Source organism: Acetobacterium sp. K1/6 (assembly GCF_034438075.1).
GTDB lineage: Bacteria > Bacillota > Clostridia > Eubacteriales > Eubacteriaceae > Acetobacterium > Acetobacterium carbinolicum.
Map to the genome: position 1 here is coordinate 1 of NZ_JAXQGA010000013.1, position 24420 is coordinate 24420.

A 24420-nucleotide genomic window follows, 5' to 3' on the forward strand; every position below is an offset into this window, starting at 1 on the left:
GAAATCATGAAAATGCCCGGGTTACCAAAAGTACCTGCCGCAGAAAAAATTGATGTTGATGAAAACGGCGTAATTGCAGGTTTATTCTAGAGATAACTGGAATCAGAAAAATTGAGGGATCCTTCGGGATTCCTCTTAATTGATTACTTAAAACAGTCAAGTGTGAACGATTAATCAATCGTAGTAAAAATTTAAGAATAAAAACTTGAAAGAGGAGAAAAACATGAATAACTTTTTTAGTCCTGTCGAAATCTGTGATAACATGGTTAAAGGTTGTAATAATAAAGCCAAATTGCCAATCGGAAAAATGATTGTTCTTGGTATTTTTGCTGGCGTTTTTATTGGATTTGGGGCTTATGGCTTTACTATAATTCTTGCCGGAGCGGGCACCGGTTTTGAAGCTACCATTGCCAAACTCATCGGAGCCGGCGTATTCCCGGTTGGGCTGATGCTGGTGGTCATCTGTGGGGCTGAGTTATTTACCGGAAACAACCTGATGACCTTATCGGTTTTCAAAAAAGAAATTACTCTGGGCGCGATGTTACGTAATTGGGGTGTCGTTTGGGCGGCCAACCTGGTTGGATCGGTTTTGCTGGCTTTTTTATTATCACAAAGTGGTCTCTATGGTGAAGCCATGAGCGCTAAAGCTATTGGTATTGCTGAAGCAAAGGTAGCGATTCCCTTTATGCCGGTAATTATCCGAGCAATTTTTTGTAACATGCTGGTATGTCTGGCAGTCTGGATGCAATCCGGCGCTAAAGATATCATTGGTAAGATTTTTGCCATCTGGTTTCCTATTATGCTTTTTGTACTATCTGGATTCGAACATAGTGTTGCCAACATGTTTTTTATTCCAATGGGAATTTTTTGTGGTGCGGATGTAACCTGGGCACAAGCTTTTCTGAATAATATTATTCCGGTCACTTTTGGTAACATTATCGGTGGCGCAATTATCATTCCTGTTAGTTATCATTTTACTTATGCTAAAAAAGCACAATAGCCAATAAAGATATCTGCAATGAAAAACAAACCCCAGTTAACTGGGGTTTGTTTTTTTGCCTTAGTATTGCTTTTCTTTGATGAGTCCTTTGCGATAGGCAGTGATTAGCATCTCCAAGTCGTTAACCTGAGACATAATAGCTTTTCCGGTATCCGTATCGCGAACCCGTTTTCGCTCGGTGGTTTTTTCCACGACCATCAAGGTGGATTTGATGTCGACCCCATCTGAAATCGCCTTTTCCACGGATTCAAAGGGATCGTGGCTGATCAGAATCAACCCATAGGAATTGTAGGTCAAGGTGTATCCGGCAATACCAGTGGTTTTCTGATAAGCTCGGGCAAAGCCGCCGTCAATGACCAACTGCTTGCCTTTGGCCCGGATCGGGCTTTCCCCGGAGGTGGCCTTTACTGGAATATGACCGTTGATCAGGTGTCCCTGATCGGGGTCAACTCCGAATTCCACCAGAATTTTTCGGGCCAGTTCCTCATTATCATCGATCAGCAGGTAGAAGGGGGCGTGGTATTCTTTGTGGGGCACCTTGTCGTCAATAAAATAACGCTCGAAGGTGGCCATCTTGTCTTTTCCGAATAGTGGGGAATCTTGATGGCACCACAAAAACCAGAGAAAATCAGTTCGGGTCGGGTTTTCGTCTTTATCAGTTTTGCCAAAGTAAGCCTCCCGGGCCATCTGATCGAATTTATCCATCAGACTTTTGCCGGAGTAGAGCTTTCCATCAATTTCTTTTTCTTTGAAACTGCCATCTTCGTTTAACAACACACAGGCATGAAAGAGCAGGTTGTCATTAAAAACCTTGTACATGTTGCCTTTGGCATACATAAAACGGATATGTTTTTGGAGCTTTTCACTATGGAGAAAAGCGTAAACCAGGCGATCCATCACCAGGGTTTCTTCTTCTGACAGGACACAAGGATCAGCCGGATTGAGGGTGGGGAAGTTGATGTCATTAAGAGGGTAAACAGTTCCCTCGACATTCACGGTGCCATTGTCAAAATCAATGTGGCGGAGCAGTTGTCGCTTTTCCATATGGTACTCGGGGTGATTATCGATCATACATTCTTCCAACTTGAACTGGATCATGGCAATGGCTTTGTGCATCTTGGCCATCAACGCCGTTTCCTGGTCGGAGACGGTGTGATTGTCGGAAATTTTAGGCGCGAATTTGGCACAGGGGTCGTCATTATAGACCCGGTTAGCAAAGGAAGCCAGGGGCAATAAATTGATACCATAGCCGTTTTCCAGTACATCCATGTTGGCATAACGTAGGGCGATTCGCACTGCATTAGCAATACAGGCGGCATTGCCAGCAGCAGCACCCATCCAGAGAATATCATGGTTGCCCCACTGCATGTCCAGGGAGTGATGACGCATTAGCGTGTCCATGACCTCATCGGGACCGGCGCCCCGGTCATAAATATCACCGATAATATGCAGGTGATCAATGGTCAACCGTTTGATAACCCCGGAAATCTCGACAATAAAGTGCTGGGCGCGTTCCAGTTTAACCAGGCTTTCAATGATCTCCTGATAATATTCCCGTTTGTTAAACCGGTGTTCATCTTCTTGAAGCAGTTCTTCCATAATATAGGCAAAATCTTTAGGCAGAGCTTTTCGTACCTTGGAACGGGTGTATTTTGAGGCCGCTGCCCGGCAGACCTTAACCAGTCGGTAAATAGTCAGCTTATACCAGTTATCCAGGGATTCCCGGCTTCGTTCCTTCTTAATCAGATCAATTTTTTCTTCAGGATAATAAATAAGGGTGGATAATTCTTCCAATTCTTCAAAGGCTATGGTGTTCCCCAGTTCCTGGTGGACCTTGCGTTTGATGGCACCAGAAGCATTTTGCATCACATGGTTAAAGGCTTCATGTTCACCGTGAATATCGGTTAGAAAATGCTCGGTTCCTTTAGGGAGATTTAGAATCGCTTTTAAATTGACCACCTCACCCACGGCGCTGGTTATGTTGGGAAAGCTTTGGGAAAGGAGTTCCAGATATTTTTGATTTTCTTGGAGTTGTGTTTTTGTATAACTGTTCATCTCGACCTCTATTTCTAAATTCGAATTAAAAATGTAAATGTTTTCGTCCTGATTATACACTTGAAAGCATTAAAAAGCCATTAAAAAATATCTTTTGCAGGTAAAGACAAAAGACCAATTAAGTGATAAAATAAAAGAATAGACAAACATACCTGATCTGGTTAAAAGACCGGGCAAATGACTAAAAATATTAGTTTTAAACGAGCAGGTGAAATAGATGGAGACAAAAATTATTGCTGCAGTTGAGGCAATTGACGAAAAACGGGCAATCACATTGGTGGCAGCCGAGCTTGAAATCGGAAAAGACAAGAAAGACATTGCAACTCAGTTGAATTTTGCCCTGCAACGGGTGGCAGTCCGTTACGAAGAAGGGGAATATTATATTGCCGACCTGATTATGGCTGGTGAGTTAGTGTCTAACTTGCTCAGTATGATGGGCATGGACAGCACCCAATTAATCGATGGCAAAAGCCTGGGGAAAATTGTAGTGGGAACGGTTTTTGACGATATCCATGATGTCGGCAAGAACATTTTTATCAGTATGTTACGGGCCGAGGGGTTTGAGGTTATTGATATAGGGACAGATGTCTCCACTGAACGGTTTATCGCAGTCATTAAAAAAGAAAAACCAGCCATTCTGGGAATCAGTGGGATTCTTACCTCGGTGGTGGAGAACATCAAAGAAGTCATTGACGAAATTGTTGCCCAGGGGCTTCGTGATGAAGTGAAAATTATTCTGGGAGGGGCATTGGCAGGAACGGACTATGCGAAATATGTAGGCGCCGACGATTACTCCAGCGATGCCATCGAAGGAGTAAACATCTGCAAGCAATGGCTTTTGAAATGAATGGTGATGGGCAATGAGAAAAATTCTGTATCTTGATATCGTTAATGACATCAAAGGGAAAATTGAAAAAGGCATCCTGAAACCTGGAGATTTGCTGCCATCTGAAAATGAGATGTCTGAGCAGTTTGATGTCAGTCGGACTACTTTGCGTAAAAGTCTGGCGTTGCTGGTCAACGAAAAATATATTTACACCATCCCTGGTAAAGGCAACTATGTGTGTGAACCAACGGCCAATCAGTACCAGTTTTATTTTGACGAAATTGATAGCTTAAAAGGGGAAGTCGAAGAGGTCAAGCTGGTGAGCGTGGGGGTTATCACCCCCGGCCGTAAACTGATGCGGGAGCTTAAAATCGGCTCGTTTGAAAAGGTTATTAAAATTCAAAAGGCAGTAAAAATAAAAAATGAAACGATTCAGTATTCAACCATCTTTTTGCCTTATCAGAAAGGGAATCCAATTGTTGAAGACGTTATTAATTTTGCCAATTTTCATGGTTTTATGGAAAAGGGAAAGCTCCAGTTTCAGCATAAGAAGATTTTAAACATCGATATCGTCCATCCGCCGCTGGAAGTAAGAGAAAATCTGCAGATTGATCATGACGACTGTTGCTTTTTAGTATCTCAGAATATTATTTCGATGGAAGACAATATGCCCATCAGCTACAATGAATTTTATATCAAACGAAATTACTTTAACCTCACTGCGGAAACAACTTTTTAAAAAAGGCTTTACTTTTTGAAAAGATTCATGTAAAATGATCAAGCAGCAAAAGTGATCTCGTAGCTCAGCTGGCAGAGCACTACCTTGACATGGTAGGGGTCGATGGTTCAAGTCCATTCGGGATCACCATTTATTAAGTATTGAAGCCTCTTTCGGAGGCTTTTTATTTTACTCTTTTTTAAGAATTCACGCACGTTTCCCGCAATCATTTTTACACTGTCTACAAATATCAGCAGATGATGTCGGTATATCAGGAACACATTAATAAGAACCGGTATTAGGTTTAATAGGGGGATTAAGAGTTAAGTCTTTTGACTGCCCTGTTTTTGTAACATTTTATATTGAATTTTGATTGACTTCCTGATATATGTACGTTATAATGTACATAAAATCGGGGGTGAGGAGAGATGACAACGATCAACGCTACAAATTTACGTAAGAATTTGTTTGAGTATTTAAATGCGGCTGTTGAGTATAATGATGTGATCAACGTCAATACGAAAAACGGGAATGCTATTATTCTGAGCGAAGAAGACTATAACAGTATGCAGGAAACACTCTATTTGCTTAGTGTTCCGGGCATGAAAGGGCGTTTGGATGAAGGGATTAAGTTGACAGTCGAGGATTGTGAGGATTTTGAGTGGTAGCGAGTTACAAGATAATGATTTCAAAAACAGCAAAAAAAGATAAAGACAAAATTAAAGAAGAGCCTGCGATCAAGAAGAAAGTCGAACAGTTGCTGAGGGTTTTAGAGAGCAACCCCTACCAAAACCCACCATCCTATGAAAAATTAAGTGGTGAGTATAGACATCTTTATTCTCGGCGAATTAATCGGCAGCATCGGCTGGTCTATAAGGTGGATGAAGAGCAAAAGGTTGTGATTGTCAGCATGTGGACACATTATGAGTTTTAATTATTTAGTCACCGTCCGTTTATTGGTATCAACGATAAAGAAAATATGATAAGAATCATAAGGTTTTAGCCTGATTTCATAACCTCTATATTCAAAACTGATTCCTCGATAGCCAAAGGGGAAGGTTTCCAGACGCTCCGTCATTTGATAATATCGGTTCAAAAAATCATTGCAGCTTTATGTTTTTTTAGCGTGTTAACCATATAGTCTGCCAATTGTAAAATATCATTTTCGGCTTCAGGCGTTTGTAATATCCTATACTTCATGGATTTTCAGTTTTTCCCTGATCCGTGCGATTGATTCATTCAAAGAAATGGCCTGTCCTTGTTCCATTTGATCAATACTTATATCAAGTTCTTTGAATAAGTGTTTTTCCTGTTCAATTAAATTAATTTCCAGTTCTTTTGCCAATGGTGACATTTGAAACATCTCCTTTCCATCGGTTAATATTATTATATCCATATTGGTGAGGATATACAATCACTTTATACGATTGCTAAGAATGACTAAAATAAGATCAATAAGACATGATTTTTCCCGCGGATTTCCCGCAAATTAGATAGCTTCCGAACTTTTTGAATGTATGCAAATGGCTTTTATTTAGTTATAATCTAAATTTAACCGATTGTCATAATCGATTCTAATTAAGTCAGCTTTTTACCACATTGATTGCAGTACTGGGAATCCTTGGCATGTTTTGAATTGCCGCAGATTGGACATTTTTGATCTGTCAGAGGTTCTTTCTTGTTTGAAGCATTAGAAAGCTCACTGGTAATAATACCGGTGGGTACAGCGATGATGCCATAACCCACCAGCATCAGGGCACTGGCAAGAAATTTGCCCATCTCGGTTTGAGGAGAAATATCCCCGTACCCAACGGTTGAGATGGTTACAATGGCCCAATACATGGATTCAGGAATGCTGACAAAGCCATGCTCAGGGCCTTCGATGATATACATCAATGCTCCTACAATAATGACAATAAACAAAAGGGTAAAGAGAAAGACGCTAATCTTTGTTTTGCTGGCACGAAGAGCTTTTAACAAGGCACCCGATTCATCAACATAGCGACCCATTTTAAAGACGCTAAAGAGTCTAAATAGACGAAGGATGCGAACAATAGGGAGAAAACTGCCAAACGAAACAAAAAAACTGAGATAAATAGGCGCAATGGCAATAAAATCCACAATGCCATAAAAACTTAAAAGATAGTCCCGTTTTTTTGGTGTTACAATCAGTCGCAGGACATATTCAAGGGTAAAAATAAGCAGAAAAAAATTCAGCAACAGTGAAATGACAGTCCCCATAACAACGTGGATGGGTGCGACACTGTCAATGATAATTAAAAAACAACTGATCGAAATGGAGCCGATCAAGGCGATATCAAAGGCACGGCCCAGGGGTGTATCAATGCCGTTGATGATCTGATTCAGCTTTTGCTTCCAGTCTTTAGGGTATGTTACCATTAGAGCCTCCCATATAATCGTTTCCAATGAATCTGCTTCAGGTGATATGATTTAATTATAGCATATGTGTTCCAAGAGTGTACGCCAGCGTATTGCAAGGCAGCAAGTTGCGTCAGCAAAAAAATATTATAGAAAACCAAAATCCCCAGTGGGAGCTGGGGATTTTAATCAGGTATTGTAAGGGATAAATGAGGTAAGATCAACTTCACTTAAATCATGGGCTGGGGATATTTGTCAGATCATCCATATTCATGGATGAAAAATCGGTAAACACAACATCCGCTGGTGGGGTAAACTGGCTGTCTGAAATATTATCGGCCGAAATGTCGGTAACTACAGAACTCATGGTGACAGTGCCATTGCTAATAATCTCAGTTTTCAACGGTACTCCAAAGTGGGTGGAAAACCACATGCGCATATCGATCGTGCCATTCTGACCGTCATTTTCGGTGGTTTCGATATAGATCACTTTCTCGCCATCCAGGGTTTCTACCCGGGCGATCATGTTGTCAGGAAAAACATCGGTAAGTTCATCAATACTGGTAATTCCTTCATCCATGTTTAAATTTCCTAAATCGGAGGTCATCTCCTGATCCTTGAAAGAGAACCCGGTGGTTTGGCCTTCGGTATACTGGTAGGTTATCCCTTGAGCGGCATTATAGATGGTAATCTGATTGCCGACTTCTGGTAATTCCATTTCCATCCGGTAGTTATCTCCTTTGGTATAGGTGGTAGAGGAGGTATCTAGGCTGTCAGTAACGGTAGTTTTAGTAGTTATTTTAAGGGAATCCGGATAAGTGAAATTCAAACTTTTCAGGAGTTCCGCACCACTGAGAGCTTCATTCAAGGTAGTTGTTTCTTCTCCGTTTGTTTGGCTTTCATCGGTTTTAGCAGCATCATTATTGCCACAGCCTGCGAGCATGAATATCGCCAGCACTACAAAAAACATCAGTAAGCACTTGCTTTTTTTCATTTGACTAACCCATCCTTTCGTTTAATTCGACTAGAATATTAGAAATTAGTGAGGTCCTGCTGTGTCGCTCGAAGCGACAACCAAATCCTAATATTTCTACTCTTTTGTTTACCCTGGAAAGAGCGGGATAATCACATAAACAGATAATTACGAAGAACAACAGCTAGGTATCTGTTTGATGAAATTTATACCATTTTGCTGGGACAGGTAAACTCGGTCTTAACCAGGTACAATTACTAGCAAGAACCTTTTTTAATTAGTCTGATTAGCAGAATTCATTATAACGCGGTCGATTCCCACCATCGCGATTCTTGTTTTAAAAAAGGCCGGACAGAAAAAATTTCTGTCCGGCCTTTTAAGACATAATCGCTAATATAGTGAGGGAAGAGAGCGTCAAAAGAGGAGCACCTGGCTCTTATTCAGGGGTTGGTTCAGGGGATTCAACGGTGGTTTCGCCAAGGTCTTCTTCAAGAACGACATCGTCTTCATCCACTAGAATCTCAGAAAGTATTTCGAAAAAGAATCCTTTTGCCGAGGCAAGGGACTCATTATGGGCGAACATAGCTAATTTGTGGTAATCGACAAAGCCATCTTCATCCGCATAAGGTTGCAGACGTTGAAGAAAAAATTCTTCGGTAACGGCATCTTCAAATTTTTCCTGTACCGTGTTAAAGACTGTAATTAATTCGCTTTTCTTCATGGTATTACCTTCTTTTGCGTTATTTCAGCCACATTGAGCTGATAAATTAATTATAAAAGCGCAAGCTGAAATAAACAAGGTTTATTTGTAAAATCAGCAAGAAACTTCAAGATGAAGGGTATTAAAAAGAATGGATTTTTCATGCCTATTTATAGTATACTGATAAATAAATAAGAATGATTAAAATTATCTATCAAAGTCGAAAGGAAGTGAGGAAAGTAAATGGAATTTTTATTGGCGTATCCGCCAGTTTTACTGGCATTATTTGCCGGGTTGTTTACCTGGTTTGTAACTGCCCTGGGGGCATCTCTGGTATTCTTTTTTAAAGAAATTAATATCAAGGTGTTAAATGCTATGCTTGGTTTTGCGGCTGGCGTTATGATCGCTGCCAGTTTCTGGTCGTTGCTGGCACCGGCCATTGAGATGGCCGAGGGCGGCCAAATGCCGGCATATGTGATGGTGTCATTAGGTTTCCTGAGTGGCGGATTTTTTCTGTGGATTGTGGATAAGATCTTACCTCACGTCCATCCAGGTACGAATCACCGGGAGGGTATCAAAACCTCCTGGCAACGGAGTGTGCTATTGGTTTTAGCCATCACCTTTCATAATATTCCTGAAGGTTTGGCAGTGGGGGTCGCCTTTGGCGGTTTGGCTTCCGGTTCATCGGCGATGACCCTGGCCGGTGCCGTGTCGCTGGCAGTGGGGATTGGTCTTCAGAATTTTCCTGAAGGAGCAGCAGTATCGATTCCCTTAAGGCGTGAGAATATGAGCCGAAGAAAAGCCTTTTTAATGGGTCAGTTTTCAGGGATGGTGGAGCCTATTGCAGCGGTGATTGGTGCTGCGGCAGTGGTCCTGGTTGCGCCGATGCTGCCTTTTGCGCTCGCTTTTGCAGCTGGTGCCATGATTTATGTTGTGGCGGAAGAACTGATTCCCGAAGCCAGGTTGGGCCACGAAGGGGATATTGCCACCATCGGTGTCATGTTCGGTTTTACCTTAATGATGATTTTAGATGTTGCTCTAGGGTAAAAAAATAAGGATGTCTACATGTAGACATCCTTAAATTTATAAAATATGGGTAGACATGCTTTCGGCAAAGAGGGCGATTCCTCCAACGATGAGATAAACCCCGGCGATGATGCCAAAGCCCAGAAGCATAACAAAGGGGTTGAAAATCAGGAAAATGGATAAGAAAATGTTAATGATTCCTGAAGCCAGTAACCAGCCAGTTCCAGTGGCACCTTGCTTTTTCATTACGGAAGAGGCAGCGATCTGATTCATTCCGGTGGATAAAGCAATAAAGGCAAGCATAAACGCGAGTGTACTGGCCCGGGATAATGGGTCTGAGAAAATCAGCAGAACCCCCAGCAATACGGCCATGATACCCGAGGTCAGACTCCAGCCATTTTTAATCGTACTTTTGGCAAATACAATGATGTGAAAAATACCGAAAATAAGCAGACCGGCAATAAAAAACCACATAATCATTTGGGCTGCGAACATCGGTGCAAAAAAGATCAGGCCGCCGAGGACGATCATCAGAAGGGCAACAATAATCCCCAATGTTTTGGACATTTTTAGAAAATCATTCATCTTTTGTTCCTTTCAAAATTAAATTTAGAGTTAATGAGTTCAAGGGTATTTTACAATATTAAGATAGAATAATCAAGTTAATTATAAGAAATGTAGAATTTTGGGAATCACGAAAAATAAATGAGAAAATTTGATTCATAAAAAGATATTAAATGGCAATAAAATTATAAGGAGACAAAAAATGTTAATGATTGGACCCCACCTGTCTATTGCAGGTGGATTTAAAAAAGCGGGTGAAGAAGCCGTGAAAATTGAGGCCAATACCTTTCAGTTCTTTACCCGAAACCCCCGGGGTGGAAAGGCCAAGGCCCTTGACTCCGATGATGTGGCCGGACTTCGGCAGATAATGGATAATCATGGGTTTGGCCCTTTACTGGCCCATGCACCCTATACGCTTAATATGTGTTCGGCTAAACAAGAAACCCGAGAATTTGCTCGGATGGTTTTTAAAGAAGACCTGATGCGTTTGGAAGAACTGCCCTGTGAACTCTATAATTTTCACCCTGGTAGCCACACTAGCCAAGGGGTTGCGGCGGGGATTGCCTGGATTACTAAAATTCTTAATGAGGAAATGTGGCCAGAGCAGAAAGCCACGGTGCTTTTAGAAACCATGTCAGGAAAAGGGACTGAAATTGGCAGTCGCTTTGAAGAATTAAAAATGATCATTGATCAGGTGGCCTTAACCAATAAGATCGGAGTTTGTCTGGATACCTGCCATGTTTATTCCGGTGGCTATGATCTGGTGGGAAATCTGGATGGCGTGCTCGAAGCCTTTGATCGGATCATTGGCCTTAATTATTTGAAGTGTATCCATTTAAATGATAGCATGATGCCCTTTGGCAGCAATAAGGACCGCCATGAAAAAATCGGTTTTGGGACCCTGGGGATTGATACGTTTAAGCGGATTGTAACCCATCCCCAACTGAAAGATTTACCTTTTTTTCTGGAAACGCCTCAGGAGGATACCGGGGATTATCAAAAGGAAATTGAATTAGTGCGATCCTTTTGATTGTCTTGAGATCATTTTATTACAACACCAAAAAAGCAGCGATGGACATCCATCGCTGCTTTTTTGCGCTATAATTAAACGGCCAGATGCTTTATTAAATCAACAAAGACAACACATAACCCAATAGCATATCCTCATTGACATCCCAGGGATCAGCCATAATCGCAGCATCTTCTGTTGTTATTTCCGGATGTCGGGCCGCATAGGTTTCGAAATAGTCCAGATAGTCAGATTTGATGGTTTCCATATGATACCTCTCTTAATAGCTTCCGTGATCGATTACATATTGATGAACTGCCTGGAGTTTTTCCAGATCTAATCCCTTTCCACGGAGAATTGATTTACCAGTGGTAAAAATATAACCGCCTCCGGGAGCCCCATCGTCGAGCATCTTTTTCGCAATGTCAAGGCACGCTTCGGTAGACTGGGATTTCAAGGCTTCAATAGGGTAGTTGCCCATGATGCACATGGTCTTACCCACCTTTTCTTTAATGGTCTTCATTTCGCCATATTCAAAAATTCCCACCACACCCGGGTTTAAGCTCCCCAGATAGTCATACAATTTTGACCAGTTTCCTTCAATAAACAAGATTACTGTATAGCCCATGCCAGTAAGGGTATTGACCAGACGGGAGAAGCTGGGCCAGTAAAAACGCTCAAACTGCTTGGGATTTAAAAATGAAGGCATATGCAAAGGCATGAAGATAGCCGGGATTTTTTTTGGCGGTCCGGAATAGCCAGTGACCCCCCAACGAAGTATCAGCGGGTACAGGGCTTCGCAGGCTTGCTCCACCAGTTCGGGACAACGATGCATATCCACTGAGATCCCCATAAAACTGCGAAGCTGGTCTGCCAGAAAATCAAAAGGTGCTTCGATCATATTGTCCGTAATAATTGAGACTCCCACCGTGGTACTGCAGTGAGCATCAATTTCCCGGAGGAGTTTTGTGTGGCGCATATAACTAAGGGCACCTTTAGCTAGATTGAGTCCACCCAACCCGCCGGGCTGATCAAAGGCTTTATATTGCCGGGGGAGGACCTTATCCACCAGGGTCTTGAAGGGATCCTTAATCAGTTCGTGGTATTCGCTGGCCAGCATACCACAGACCTCGGGATGTTGCATAAACCCGTCTTTGTTCGGAACGAAATTCTGGGAACCAATGGTTGTATACATCCCCGGGCAACGTAAGAAAGTTGAAGAAGCCGCATCTACCTTCATATCCTGGTAGTAAATAGGCAGACATTCTCTAACAATTTCCAGGTTCCAGGTGGCCGATTTGAGATGACGACCACAATAATCCACCGCCACCTCGGGGCCGTTTAAGGCAAAAATGGGGACCCGGTCTGGTTTTTCCAGTTTAATTGCTTTTTCAATACGAATCAATCGTTGATCCAATAATCGTTTGGCATCACTCATTTATATCGACCTTTATCCTTTGAACTAAAATCCTCTAAAATATTATATGTGTTCAAATTATCATTATTTTTGACAATTGTCAACAATTTAAAAGTTGAAAATAGTGCTTGATTGCAGAAAAAAAATATGCTACTATAGTGTCAATAAGTGAGCAAGTGTTCACATATTAAGGAGAAAAGATGGATAAAGTTTTGAAAAACGATCATACCGAAGAAACCTTGTTTGAGGTTGCCGAATTTTTTAAGGTGCTGGGCGATCCCACCCGGATAAAAATTGTGAGCGCGCTGTTTGAAAATGGCGAGTTGTGTGTGAATGATATTGTCAGCCTGGTGGATGTCAGTCGGACAGCGGTATCGCATCAATTGCGGATCTTAAAAGATAAACGGATCATCAGTTATAGAAAAGACGGGCAAATGAAATTTTATCACCTGGATGACGCCCATGTGGAAGTGATTGTGTTATTAACAATTACCCATTTAAGTCATCACTAGGTATATTGAAAAGAGGTTAGCAGCGTGAAAGTATTTTTAGAAGGACTCAACTGTGCGAATTGTGCAGGAAAAATTGAAAAGCTGGTTGGCAAAATGCCAAATGTCAGGGAAGCGAGTATATCTCTGGCGACGGGATCATTGGTTATAGAGGAGGATGAAGGGTTCGCACGGGAAGAAACTTATGATGCTGTTGTGAAACTGGTCCACTCCCTGGAACCGCATGTGGTGGTTTCCCAAAATCGGAAACCGCTGGTAGTGCCCGAGCCCTGTAGCTGTGATGGAGATGACCATGGACACCGTCATGGTCACCATCAGGCGGAAGAATCCCAGTCTTTGGGACATTCGCATACAGGGGCTCTGGGAGATATGGATAAACGGCAGAAGTATGAACTCACCACTGCGATTGGATTATTTCTGTTAGGTTTTGTACTGCAGGCGTTTCTCCCGGCCGATCTGGAAATGGTCAGTATTGGCGTTTTTCTGGGTGCCTACTTGCTGGCTGGTTATCGGGTTATTTTGCTGGCTTTTAGAAATATCGGACATGGTCAGATTTTTGATGAAAACTTTCTGATGACCATTGCCACATTTGGGGCTCTGGTCTTAACCGAGTGGCCGGAAGCCGCTGGCGTTATGATCTTTTTCGGTATTGGTGAATTTTTTCAGGATCGGGCCGTGGATAATGCCCGGCGGTCCATCGCCGAAACGATTAGCTTTAATGCCGTCACTGCCAATCGGGTTGGACCCGAGGGTGAGGTTGTCATTGATGCGAAACAAGTCAAGGTGGGGGATGTTCTGGTAATCAAGCCGGGTGAAAAAATCCCTGCCGATGGAATCATTATGCAAGGGGTTTCTCATTTGGATACCTCCCCCCTCACCGGCGAATCCTACCCCCGCAAAGTAAAAAAGGGTGATGAGATTCTTAGTGGAATGATTAACGGCAATGCGGTGCTAAAAGTTCTGGTTACCAAAGACTATGAAAATTCCACCGCCATGAAAATTATGCAGCTGATTGAAGAAGCCAGCGATAAAAAAGGTAAGACTGAAAAATTCATTACCCGCTTCTCACGTTACTATACCCCCATTGTGGTTTTTTCAGCCGTTGCCATGGCTATCATTCCGCCACTTATTATTCCCGGAGCGTCATGGGAAACCTGGTTCTATCAGAGTCTGATCTTTCTGGTGGTCTCTTGCCCCTGTGCCCTGGTGTTATCGATACCGATCAGTTATTTCGGGGGCATTGGCCGGGCATCCAAGGAAGGCGTTTTGATAAAAGGTGGAAATTATCTGGATGTTCTTTATCAGAGTAATGTGTTTGTGTTTGACAAAACCGGAACCCTGACTCAGGGCGAATTCAAGGTGATCAAAACCGTGTTAGCGACAGGATTTACAAAAACTGAGCTGTTGGTGGCTGCTGCAGCCGGGGAACACTATTCCAACCATCCCATCGGCAAGGCCATCACGGCTTATGCCCAGCAGGATGTCGATGAAACCCGGTTAAAAAATTACGCTGAAATTCCCGGAAAAGGAACCCAGGTGCAGGTAGATGATCAGGTGATCCTGGCTGGAAACAGAAATCTGCTGCGAGATCATCAGATTGAGATTGCCGACAGCGATGAAGAGGGAACCCTTGTCTATATCGCCATTAATGGCAAACTGGCCGGTTACCTCGTATTAGGGGATCAGATCAAGGATAATGCCTTATCGGCTTTACAGGGGTTAAAACGACTTGGCGTAAAAAAAACAGTGATGCTCAGTGGCGACAATGCTGGCGTTGCCAACCAGGTTGGGAAAAAACTGATGCTGGACGAGGTGATCGGCGATTGTTTGCCTCAGGACAAGGTGGCCGCATTTGAAAAAATAAAGGTCGAAAACAAGGATGGTAAAACCATTTTCGTGGGTGACGGTATGAATGATGCACCGGTTCTGGCCATGGCTGACGCCGGTATCGCAATGGGAGCTTTGGGCTCCGATGCCGCCATTGAAGCTGCGGATATCATTCTGATGAAGGATGATCCGATGGACATTACCAAAGCAGTGGATATTGCCAAATACACCAGACGGATTATGATTCAGAATATTGTGATGGCACTTGGCATTAAAATCACCGTGCTTACGCTGACCTTCTTTGGCATGGGTGAAATGTATCTGGCTATTTTTGCCGATGTAGGTGCTGCGATTTTAACCATTCTAAATACGACCCGGATTTTAAAATATCGGGGATTCTGGCAGAAGAACAGATAAATAAGGCCAAATTAAAAAAAATAGTCGTTAAAAATTGAACAAAAAGGGTTGAGTGCAGTTGACCTTTTTTGTTCTTTTTTAGATTAAGAAACTTAAAGAACCGGTTTTCTCAGATTAAGTACAATAAAGTATCGTCAAATTATTAAAAAAGCCGAAAAGAAAAAATAGTAGAATAATTTAGTTATGTAAAGAGCGGTACAAAGCGCCGTCGAATCTGCTTGAAATAGTGAATAACAAGGGTATTCGGCAGTGTCAGCATGACAGCGACTGACAAAATACTAAATGTAAAAAAAACAAGATGTTAAAAAAGTATCAATGACAAATGACTCCTTTTCGAATATAATTGGAATTACTCAAAGAAAGGGGAAAAAAAATGGTTAATTTAACAATTGATGGGAAGGCGATCAGTGCCGAACTTGGAACAACAATTTTAAAAGCAGCGAGTTCCATTGGCATTGAAATTCCAACCCTGTGTAGTTTTAAAGATTTCAGTCCGGATGGAACCTGTCGGATGTGTTTGGTTGAGGTAGTCGGTTCAAAGGAATTAGAAAAAGCCTGTTCAACTCCAGTTGCTGAAGGTATGGTGGTTTATACCGACACATTTGTAGTAAGAAACGAGCGACGTCAGGCACTAAAAGCATTGATGGTCGATCATAAATTTGATTGCATGGCTTGTTATAAATATGAGACATGTTTCTTTGTGGAAAACAATGCAAATTTAATCGACTTTGATACATACAAGGCGGTGGGAACAGAAGGGTATGCCGATCGACAAATTGATGATTCTAATCCGTTTTATTTTTATGATCCAGGTAAGTGCGTCCTATGTGGCCGCTGTATAAAAGCATGTGATCATTTACAATGCAGTCATATTTTAGCGGGATTCGATCCTGAAAAGGATAATATTATTAAAACATTCGGTGACTTGCCAAGAGGTAATACCGATTGTGTCAGTTGTGGAAATTGCATTGCTGTCTGTCCAACCGGGGCGCTGGCACCTAAAAAGTTTAAGCCGTTTGGCTACACCAAACATGTTCAAACAGTCTGTCCCTATTGTGGTGTCGGATGTACCTTGAATTTAAAAGTAGTTGATAATAAAATTACCGATGTATTCAGCACCGAGGGAAATGTAAACGATAATTTGCTCTGTGTAAAAGGTCGTTTTGCTTATGATTTTGTTAGCAGTCCCGATCGATTGACAACGCCGTTGATTCGAAAAGATGGCGTTTTGCAAGAAGCAAGCTGGGAAGAGGCAATTTCATTAGTAGCTCAAAAGCTTAAAGAAGCGAAGCAAGAAGGTCCACAGGCAGTGGCCGGATTGTCATCGGCACGTTGCACCAATGAAGATAATTATGTTTTCCAGAAGTTTATCAGAACGGTAGGAGAGTCAAATAACGTCGATCATTGTGCCCGCTTGTGTCATGCTTCCACAGTTGCTGGCTTGGCTAAGTCCTTTGGTAGTGGTGCCATGACCAACAGTATCGAAGAAATCGACGTTATGGACGTGATACTTGTCTCAGGTTCAAATACAACCGAGACACACCCTGTTATCGGTGCAAAAATAAAACAACGAAAAGCTCAGGGAGCAGCTTTGATTGTTGCTGAACCACGAAAGATTGAACTGGCGAATTATGCCGATGTTTATTTACAGATCAAACCAGGAACAAATGTTGCCTTATTTAATGGACTGATGCGGGCCATTTTGGATGCCGGTCTTGAAGATAAAACCTTTATTAATGAACGAACTGAAGGTTTTGAGGCATTTTTAGAATTTATGGATACGCTCACGGTCGAAAAATGCGCTGAAATATGTGGCGTTGATCCAGAGGAAATGCGAAAAGCAGGCGTTCTTTATGCAACAAAGGATCGTGGTGGAATTTTTTATTCCATGGGTGTTACGCAGTTTAGTACCGGCACGGACGGGGTTATGTCGACTGCCAATCTGGCTATGCTGACCGGAAAAATTGGTCGCGAAGGTTGCGGCGTAAATCCGCTTCGCGGTCAGAACAATGTTCAGGGAGCTTGTGATATGGGAGCCCTGCCAGGTGATTTGCCAGGTTATCAAAAAACAGCAAACCCTGAAGCGGTTGAAAAGTTTGAAAAGGCCTGGGACGCAAAACTGCCGCAAAACACAGGCAAAACCTTGACCGAAATTATTGACGGCGTAGGGGATAAAACGATTAAGTTTTTATATGTTATGGGTGAAAATCCGATGGTTTCAGATCCCAACACCAATCATGTCAAGGAATCTCTGGAAAATGCCAATTTCATCGTCGTTCAGGATATTTTCCTGACTGAGACCACTGAATATGCGGATGTTGTCTTACCAGCCCATGTTTATGCTGAAAAAGATGGAACATTTACAAATACAGAGCGACGTATTCAGTTGTTGAGAAAGGCCGTTGATGCCCCGGGCGTTGCTAAAAATGACTGGGAAATTATTGGGATGATAGCAAAAGAAATGGGTGCTAAGGGCTTTGATTTTAGCAGTGCTTCAGAAATTATGGAAGAAATTGCGTCAGTAACCCCAAGTTATACCGGAGTATCGCATGAACGCCTAAGTAATGGTGATCGTATTCAATGGCCGTGTTTGAGTAAGGATTCTGAAGGTGCAAAATTCCTTCATGCCGGAAAATTCACAAGAGGACTGGGTGCGTTTATGATTGCTGATTATATCCCGCCAGAAGATCAGGCTGATGACGAATACCCATTGATATTAATGACGGGCCGAATTCTTGAACACTACCACACAAGAACCATGACAAAACGAACACCAGGAATTGAAGCGATTGCAGGCGATGCATTTGTTGAAATCAATCCGGCAAAAGCTTTGGAATATGGAATTGCAGAAGGTGATATGATTCATGTTACCTCACCTCGGGGAAGTGTTTCTGCCAAAACGCGTTTTAATGATGGGATCATGGAGAACAATCTATTTATGCCTTTCCATTATGGTGATGGTGGAGCAAACTGCTTAACTGGTGGTGCGGTCGATCCCATTGCGAAAATTCCACCATTGAAAGTGTCAAAAGTTCGAATCACAAAATAGAAAAAGTATTAAATAAAGCTAAAATTTTTGCAATACTGAAGGGGTGCGAAAGCTCCCCTTTTTTAGGTTATTAATTTTCGCGGCAGGAATCAAAAGATTCAATAAGATGACAGGGTGCCAATTTGCACAGGAGGATGGTCGTGGAACGAATAAAAACTGCAGCAATCCTTGCTGGCGGACTCAGCCGGCGAATGGGATATGATAAGAAAAAATTGCGTGTGGGCGGGGAAAATATCTTACAACTGATTGTCAATCAACTGTCTGCGGACTTTGAGGATATCATTGTGATTGGCTGTACCCAGGACGATATTCCGGGTATTAAAGGTTTAAGGGGTGTCTATCCCGATGCACTGGAATTATCGGCGTCGTTAGTAGGAATTTATACAGCGCTGTTACAGTCAAAGTCTGAATATCTTTATGTCACGGCTTGTGATATGCCATTTTACAACAGTGATTATGTATCCTATATGAAAAAAATAATTGCCGAAAATCCAGACATCTCGGGTTGTGTGACGCGTTTTGAAGAATGGATTGAACCGTTTAATGCCTTTTATAAGGTGGATTTACTACCGTCAATAAAAACATTTTTAGACACCGGAAGAAAGAGCATCTACAAATGTTTTGAAAAGGAAAAGCTATATTATATCGATGAGTCAATGGGGCGGCTTTACAGCCCGGAATGGGAAATGTTTTGTAATCTAAACACGCCGAGAGAATTAAAAGACCATCTCAGAAATAAAAAAAGTGTTAGACGAGGTTAAATTAGTACAATCGATGTGTCGAGAAGTTAAGGTTTAGGATGGATAAGGTTTGGTCGGCACTTAAATAAAACAACAATAAATTGATAGCGTTTACTTGACAATGAGTCCGTTAAGGTGTATCATATGAATACGAACATGTACACACATGTCACACAAGTTTTTTATGAGATGATTTTTTTTCAAAGGAAGGGTATTAAAATGCTGGATTTAAAGGTTTTAACGCAGGCAGTTGGAGATTTAGAAGAAGAAGATGTAATGGAATTATTAAGTGATTTCGTAGCGACAAATCCTTCAGAAGCTGAAGCACAAGAAGCAGTTGCGGCTTGTCAAGGTGGTATGGCAATTGTAGGCGATCTTTTTGAAAAAGGTGAATATTTTGTCGGCGATCTGATCTTTGCCGGAGAATTATTAACCGAAGCAATCAATGTTTTAAAGCCCGTTCTAGGAAGTGAAGATTCGGCTGTAGCGGGCACCATCATTGTCGGAACAGTTCATGGCGATTTACATGATATCGGGAAAAATATTTTTAAAAGTATGTCTGAAGCGGCTGGTTTTGAAGTGATTGATTTGGGAATCGATGTGGCACCAGAGATCTTTGTTGAAAAAGCCAAAGACTGCAAACCGGCAATCATCGGAATGAGCGGGGTCTTAACATTGGCCATTGACTCCATGAAAGAAACCGTGGATGCACTAAAAGCAGCGGGTGTTAATGTTAAAGTGATTATTGGCGGAAATCCGGTCACGAAAGAATCCTGTGAGTATGTAGGTGCTGACCAGTTTACGACTAATGCCGCTGAAGGTGTAAAAATCTGTCAGGGTTGGGTGTAACTCCGATAGGAATGTCGGTACAACCTAAAAATAAATAGATTATTAAGGATAAGTAGAAGAGCAATAGCTCGGCTTTTTATCCTTTTTTTATATCAAAAAGACAGCCGCTTTTATCCTAAAGCAGTAGATTTGTAGATAATTGTATATACAGGTCGATATAAGTATGGTATAATTTCGACAAACGATTTCAAGAGAATCGGAAAATGTTGAAGGTGGAAAACGTCTAATAATTTTTGATCCCGGCAGAAATTAGCGAAGCCATAAAAAGGGTTTCTAAAAGAACCGGACCACAGCGCCACGATTGAAAATGTTTGTTTTGGGCATTTGTTCAGGTGCTTTTATTGGTTTTTGCACTTCAATTTTGAAGAGCAAAGGCCGCTAAACTTTAAATCGTAAAAATATAAGATTTATTTTAATTATACTATTATCAAAAAAAACAATTTAGGTTATAATTAAAAGAATTGTAGAAATTGCAGATCTGTAATTCCAGGTGTGATCATTAAGATAAGGCATGGCGACCGAACATGGCAGTGATATTAAATCTACACCTTTGAGGGAGTGAAACTTAAATTATGAAACATAGCATTGTAAGATCCATTGAAGGATTATATGAAGATCGAACCCTGGAGCTCGTTCGAATTGCTCTTCGAAAAGGGTTTAAACCGATTGATATTTTTGATTGGCTGCAAACCGGAATGGAGCGGGTGGGTAAGCTATATGAAACCAGTGACTATTTTATCGCTGATTTAATTTTTGCCGGGATTATTTTTCAGGAAGTGATGGAACTGGAAGAGCTGAAGGAAGTTACGAAGGTAACGCCTAAAAATAAAATCGGCAGATTGCTACTTTTTTCAGTATCTGGGGATTGCCATGATATCGGTAAAAATATTTTTGGGTCATTTGCCAGAACCGCGGGATTTGAACTCATTGATTTAGGAACCGATGCTTCCCTTTATCAGGTCATCGCCGCCATTGAAACCGCCAAGCCCGATATTATCGGAATGAGCGGGATGCAACAAGAAACCATTTACGAAATGCGAGCGGTTGTTTGCGAATTGGTCAACCGGGGAATCCGTGATAATTATCGCGTGATTATCGGCGGTGCCGTCATTGATGAAAAAGCAGCACAGATTGTCGGCGCAGATTTTGCAACCAAAGATGTAATGACCGGTGTCGAAAAATGCAAATTGTGGATGATCGAAAAAAACGGGCAAAAAAAATAATGATAAATAGACCAAGGTGGTAGAAAAATGGGATCCCCCGAATATTTAAAAATAGTTGATGCAATAAAACATAGAATAACCAGTGAAGAAATAAAACCGGGTGATGCCATACAATCAGAAAATCTTCTTTGCGAAGAGTTTAATGTCAGTCGAATGACAGTCAGAAAAGGGCTAGCTGTTCTTGTCAATGAGGGTTATATCTACTCCATTCCGGGTAAAGGCAACTATGTTTGTGAGCCTAATCTGGATTCGTATACACTTCATTTTGACGAAATGATGACAACTGAAAAAAAAGGCGAGGAAATCCGGCTGATTGAAGTAAATGTGGTGAAACCCAGTTATGAAGTGGGTTTCAATCTGGAAATTCCGGAAAATAAACACGTCATTGTGGTGAAACGGGTCTTTGTCAGCGATGGGGTGGTTAAGGCCTTTGATGTCAAATATATTCCTTATTATCGGGGTATTCCGATTGTCGAAAAAGAGATTCGTTATGCTACATTTCCCGAGATGGTAGCAAAAAAGAACTCCATTTTTGCGATGAGTAAAAAGCTCAAAATTCGAGCAATGGCCGCAAAAGGAGAAGTCAGTCAGGTGCTTGATATCATGGACGGTGATCCGGTTTTAGTGGTGGAACAAAAGTTACTGGATGAAAAAGATCACCCCATTGGATGGGGACTTATGTACTTTACGGGTGATGATTCCGGGTTGGAGGCAGTTGCCTCCTTCGATTAGTTATGAATAACTGAGGTATAGAATGAAAAAGAGTATCTTATTAATTGCATGTGGGATGATTCAGGATGAGATGAGCTTAGCGATGAAGAATACCGACATTAATTATGATACCATTTGGATGAGTGCAGAACTTCATAACAACCCGGATGTGCTAAACTTAGAACTACAAAAAGAGATCGATAACCATCAGGACTACGATATGATCCTTTTGGGTTACGGAAACTGCGGAAAAGCACTGATTGGATTGCAAAGTGACCACGCCAGGCTGGCCTTGTTACGCGCTGAAGATTGCATTCAAATGCTGCTCCACAATAAAGATAAACTCAAATCCATCCGGGGGGAAACCTATTTTATTACCAAAGGGTGGATGATGGGGAAAAAATCTTTAAAAGAAGAATATCATTATGCCATTAATAAGTATGGTCCTAAACGGGCAGAAGTGATTATGGAAATTATGTTTAAGAATTATAAAACCCTAATGATGATTGATTCCGGTGCTTATAATCTGGAGAATTGGACGCACTGCGCCAGACATTTAAGCCAGGTTCTGAAATTGGATTTTATTATCACCCAGGGGGATGTGGGACTGCTGGAAATGTTTCTTTCCCTTAACTGGGATCATCGGGTGGCGGTGATTGAAGCAGGAACTAAAGTTACCAAGGATGATTTTGGGGTGGAATGTATGGTGGCATCCTGTGCAAATACATTTAAAATGTGAAAAATGCACAGGGCTCAAAATGACGTTTATTTTCGCGGGAGATACTAAAAAAGTATCTCTTTTTTTATTGAATCTTAATAGAGAAAATAATAGCAGTCAAACACAAATATAGACAGATAAATTGGGAAACGGTATAATAACAAAAGGGTTTTAAATCAGTTTTTAAAAGAGAGGAAAAGCAATGAAACTGGAACAACTGTTAAATGAACTAAAAATAATTGAGATTAGAAACAATCAGCCTGATTGTGATATAAAAAAAATTTGCTACAATTCCCGGGAAGCCGTGGCAGATAGCCTGTTTGTAGCGATACCCGGCTATGTAACAAACGGCCATCAGTACATTGGCAATGCCATTAGTCAGGGCGCTCGTGCCGTGGTCCACCAGGACGATCTGACTGACTATCAACCAGATATCGTGTACATAAAAGTAAAAGATTCCCGCTATGCCCTGGGAATCTTGGGGAGCTGTTTTTATGAAAAACCTTCGGAATCCATGGTGGTCACTGGCATTACCGGAACCAATGGGAAAACTTCCTTGACCTATATGCTTAAACATATTTTTGAAACGCAGGGAAAAAAATGTGGTTTGATTGGGACCATTAATAATCTGATCGGGGATCAGGTAATTGACAATCGGGGACGAACCACCCCGGAATCCCTGGAAGTTCAGGAGATTATTAAAGAAATGAAGGATCGGGGCTGTTCTCACTTATTTATGGAAGTCTCTTCCCATGGTCTGGCCCTCGATCGGGTCAATGGAGTCGATTTTGATTATGGCATTTTCACCAATCTGACCCAGGATCATTTAGATTATCATAAAACCTTTGAGAATTATTTTGCGGCCAAAGCGAAACTTTTTTTTCAGGTAAAAAAAGCCAATATCATCAATGGCGATGACACCTGGGGCCGTAAGTTGTGTGAATTGTTGGGTGAAAAATCAGCACTACCGGTGATCACCTACGGCTTAAATCCGGCTCATGATTATTTTGCCAGAGACCTGATCTTTGGACCCAAAGGAACGAAATTTACGCTCGTTACACCAGATTCAGAAGAGCAATTATTTTTAAATATCCCCGGTGAGTTTATGGTTTATAACGCCATGGCCGCCATTATTGCCGCAGTGGCGGAAGGGGTGCCAATGGGAGTGATCCGGAAAGCACTGGCAACAATGCCGGGAGTAGAAGGCCGGATGGAAATTCTGGAAGTTGAGGCCCCCTTTGATGTCATTATCGATTATGCCCACTCTCCGGATTCTCTGGAAAAACTGCTCCAGTCGGTACGAAAAATATTTAAGGGGCGGATTGTCCTGGTCTTTGGCTGTAATGGCGATCGGGACAAGGAAAAACGGCCGATCATGGGCCGGATCGCCGGCGCAAATGCCGATATGGTCGTGGTAACTTCGGACAATCCAGCCAGCGAAAATCCTATGGACATCATCGGCGCTGTGGTTGCGGGCGTCCGTGAGAAAACTGATCAATACGCTACTGTGGAACACCGCCATGAAGGCGTCTATTATGGGGCATCGCTATGTCAGCCGGGAGATGTACTGGTGTTGGCTGGAAAAGGCCATGAAAAGCAGGAAATCATGAAAGATGAAACGCTTTATTATAATGAATGGGACACGGCCAGAGAAGCCGTCGCCCGGTTAAAACTGAAAGCTTAACAAAAAAAAGCACCCATCGGGTGCTT

The 24420-nt window shown here is 41.9% G+C and carries 25 protein-coding genes and 1 tRNA gene; 18 read left to right on the forward strand and 8 right to left on the reverse strand.

Features of this window, described 5'->3' with window-relative positions; all coding sequences use genetic code 11:
- Both U2P91_RS11995 and U2P91_RS12000 read left to right on the forward strand, forming a co-directional pair.
- Positions 1-90 (forward strand): formate--tetrahydrofolate ligase (locus U2P91_RS11995; protein ID WP_322519756.1); only part of this gene is annotated, 90 nt, incomplete at its 5' end.
- A 133-nt stretch (positions 91-223) separates the two neighbouring features.
- A complete protein-coding gene (locus U2P91_RS12000) occupies positions 224-1000 on the forward strand; it encodes a formate/nitrite transporter family protein (RefSeq protein ID WP_111889032.1) in 777 nt (258 codons plus the stop codon).
- A 60-nt stretch (positions 1001-1060) separates the two neighbouring features.
- Here U2P91_RS12000 and U2P91_RS12005 read toward each other — a convergent pair whose 3' ends face one another.
- A complete protein-coding gene (locus U2P91_RS12005; protein WP_111889033.1) occupies positions 1061-3055 on the reverse strand; it encodes a fructose-1,6-bisphosphatase in 1995 nt (664 codons plus the stop codon).
- Between the two features lie 217 nt (positions 3056-3272).
- On the opposite strand from U2P91_RS12005, the gene U2P91_RS12010 reads away from it, so the two are divergent.
- The 5 genes from U2P91_RS12010 to U2P91_RS12030 all read left to right on the forward strand — a co-directional run bounded on the left by U2P91_RS12010 (position 3273) and on the right by U2P91_RS12030 (position 5533).
- Positions 3273-3902, forward strand: a complete 630-nt coding sequence (locus tag U2P91_RS12010; protein ID WP_111889034.1) for a cobalamin B12-binding domain-containing protein — start codon at positions 3273-3275, stop codon at positions 3900-3902.
- Between the two features lie 13 nt (positions 3903-3915).
- The gene (locus U2P91_RS12015; RefSeq protein WP_111889035.1) at positions 3916-4620 is read left to right on the forward strand and encodes a GntR family transcriptional regulator; all 705 of its coding nucleotides are present in this window, start codon (positions 3916-3918) and stop codon (positions 4618-4620) included.
- Between the two features lie 53 nt (positions 4621-4673).
- A tRNA-Val gene (locus tag U2P91_RS12020) sits at positions 4674-4749 on the forward strand.
- A gap of 278 nt (positions 4750-5027) precedes the next feature.
- A complete protein-coding gene (locus U2P91_RS12025) occupies positions 5028-5267 on the forward strand; it encodes a type II toxin-antitoxin system Phd/YefM family antitoxin (RefSeq protein WP_111889036.1) in 240 nt (79 codons plus the stop codon).
- A gap of 14 nt (positions 5268-5281) precedes the next feature.
- On the forward strand, positions 5282-5533 hold the full coding sequence (locus U2P91_RS12030; RefSeq protein ID WP_204355421.1) for a Txe/YoeB family addiction module toxin: 252 nt from the start codon (positions 5282-5284) through the stop codon (positions 5531-5533).
- Positions 5534-5788: 255 nt separating this feature from the next.
- Here U2P91_RS12030 and U2P91_RS12035 read toward each other — a convergent pair whose 3' ends face one another.
- From U2P91_RS12035 to U2P91_RS12050, 4 genes are all read right to left on the reverse strand, one after another.
- Entirely contained in the window at positions 5789-5953 is a 165-nt protein-coding gene (locus U2P91_RS12035; RefSeq protein WP_162624542.1) for a hypothetical protein, read from the reverse strand.
- A gap of 224 nt (positions 5954-6177) precedes the next feature.
- On the reverse strand, positions 6178-6999 hold the full coding sequence (locus U2P91_RS12040; RefSeq protein ID WP_111889038.1) for an ion transporter: 822 nt from the start codon (positions 6997-6999) through the stop codon (positions 6178-6180).
- Between the two features lie 214 nt (positions 7000-7213).
- Complete coding sequence (locus U2P91_RS12045; protein ID WP_111889039.1) at positions 7214-7972, reverse strand: hypothetical protein; 759 nt, start codon at positions 7970-7972, stop codon at positions 7214-7216.
- A gap of 415 nt (positions 7973-8387) precedes the next feature.
- Positions 8388-8672, reverse strand: coding sequence for a hypothetical protein (locus U2P91_RS12050; RefSeq protein ID WP_111889040.1), 285 nt, complete (start codon positions 8670-8672; stop codon positions 8388-8390).
- A 222-nt stretch (positions 8673-8894) separates the two neighbouring features.
- Here U2P91_RS12050 and U2P91_RS12055 point away from each other — a divergent pair, with 222 nt between their 5' ends.
- Positions 8895-9698: a ZIP family metal transporter gene (locus U2P91_RS12055; RefSeq protein ID WP_111889041.1), complete on the forward strand. Its 804-nt coding sequence runs from the start codon at positions 8895-8897 to the stop codon at positions 9696-9698.
- 36 nt (positions 9699-9734) lie between these two features.
- Here U2P91_RS12055 and U2P91_RS12060 read toward each other — a convergent pair whose 3' ends face one another.
- Positions 9735-10262: an HdeD family acid-resistance protein gene (locus tag U2P91_RS12060; protein WP_111889042.1), complete on the reverse strand. Its 528-nt coding sequence runs from the start codon at positions 10260-10262 to the stop codon at positions 9735-9737.
- A 181-nt stretch (positions 10263-10443) separates the two neighbouring features.
- Between U2P91_RS12060 and U2P91_RS12065 the strand changes: the two genes are divergently transcribed.
- A complete protein-coding gene (locus U2P91_RS12065; RefSeq protein WP_111889043.1) occupies positions 10444-11271 on the forward strand; it encodes a deoxyribonuclease IV in 828 nt (275 codons plus the stop codon).
- A 94-nt stretch (positions 11272-11365) separates the two neighbouring features.
- On the opposite strand, the gene U2P91_RS12070 is transcribed toward U2P91_RS12065, so the two are convergent.
- Positions 11366-11518, reverse strand: coding sequence for a hypothetical protein (locus tag U2P91_RS12070; protein ID WP_162624543.1), 153 nt, complete (start codon positions 11516-11518; stop codon positions 11366-11368).
- A 12-nt stretch (positions 11519-11530) separates the two neighbouring features.
- Positions 11531-12688, reverse strand: coding sequence for a uroporphyrinogen decarboxylase family protein (locus U2P91_RS12075; protein WP_111889044.1), 1158 nt, complete (start codon positions 12686-12688; stop codon positions 11531-11533).
- A 179-nt stretch (positions 12689-12867) separates the two neighbouring features.
- On the opposite strand from U2P91_RS12075, the gene U2P91_RS12080 reads away from it, so the two are divergent.
- From U2P91_RS12080 to U2P91_RS12120, 9 genes are all read left to right on the forward strand, one after another.
- A complete protein-coding gene (locus U2P91_RS12080) occupies positions 12868-13179 on the forward strand; it encodes an ArsR/SmtB family transcription factor (protein ID WP_111889045.1) in 312 nt (103 codons plus the stop codon).
- A gap of 24 nt (positions 13180-13203) precedes the next feature.
- Positions 13204-15420, forward strand: a complete 2217-nt coding sequence (locus U2P91_RS12085; RefSeq protein WP_111889046.1) for a heavy metal translocating P-type ATPase — start codon at positions 13204-13206, stop codon at positions 15418-15420.
- Between the two features lie 373 nt (positions 15421-15793).
- The gene (gene fdhF / locus U2P91_RS12090) at positions 15794-18469 is read left to right on the forward strand and encodes a formate dehydrogenase subunit alpha (protein WP_111889047.1); all 2676 of its coding nucleotides are present in this window, start codon (positions 15794-15796) and stop codon (positions 18467-18469) included.
- A gap of 140 nt (positions 18470-18609) precedes the next feature.
- Positions 18610-19230 carry a molybdenum cofactor guanylyltransferase gene (locus tag U2P91_RS12095; RefSeq protein WP_162624544.1) on the forward strand — a complete coding sequence of 207 codons (621 nt, stop codon included), beginning with the start codon at positions 18610-18612 and terminating at the stop codon, positions 19228-19230.
- 198 nt (positions 19231-19428) lie between these two features.
- Positions 19429-20058: a cobalamin B12-binding domain-containing protein gene (locus U2P91_RS12100; RefSeq protein WP_111889049.1), complete on the forward strand. Its 630-nt coding sequence runs from the start codon at positions 19429-19431 to the stop codon at positions 20056-20058.
- Positions 20059-20630: 572 nt separating this feature from the next.
- Entirely contained in the window at positions 20631-21281 is a 651-nt protein-coding gene (locus U2P91_RS12105; protein WP_111889050.1) for a cobalamin B12-binding domain-containing protein, read from the forward strand.
- Positions 21282-21308: 27 nt separating this feature from the next.
- Positions 21309-22013 carry a GntR family transcriptional regulator gene (locus U2P91_RS12110; protein ID WP_111889051.1) on the forward strand — a complete coding sequence of 235 codons (705 nt, stop codon included), beginning with the start codon at positions 21309-21311 and terminating at the stop codon, positions 22011-22013.
- A gap of 22 nt (positions 22014-22035) precedes the next feature.
- Entirely contained in the window at positions 22036-22731 is a 696-nt protein-coding gene (locus U2P91_RS12115) for a DUF1638 domain-containing protein (protein WP_111889052.1), read from the forward strand.
- A 181-nt stretch (positions 22732-22912) separates the two neighbouring features.
- Positions 22913-24394, forward strand: coding sequence for a UDP-N-acetylmuramoyl-L-alanyl-D-glutamate--2,6-diaminopimelate ligase (locus U2P91_RS12120; protein ID WP_111889053.1), 1482 nt, complete (start codon positions 22913-22915; stop codon positions 24392-24394).
- Positions 24395-24420: the final 26 nt, after the last annotated feature.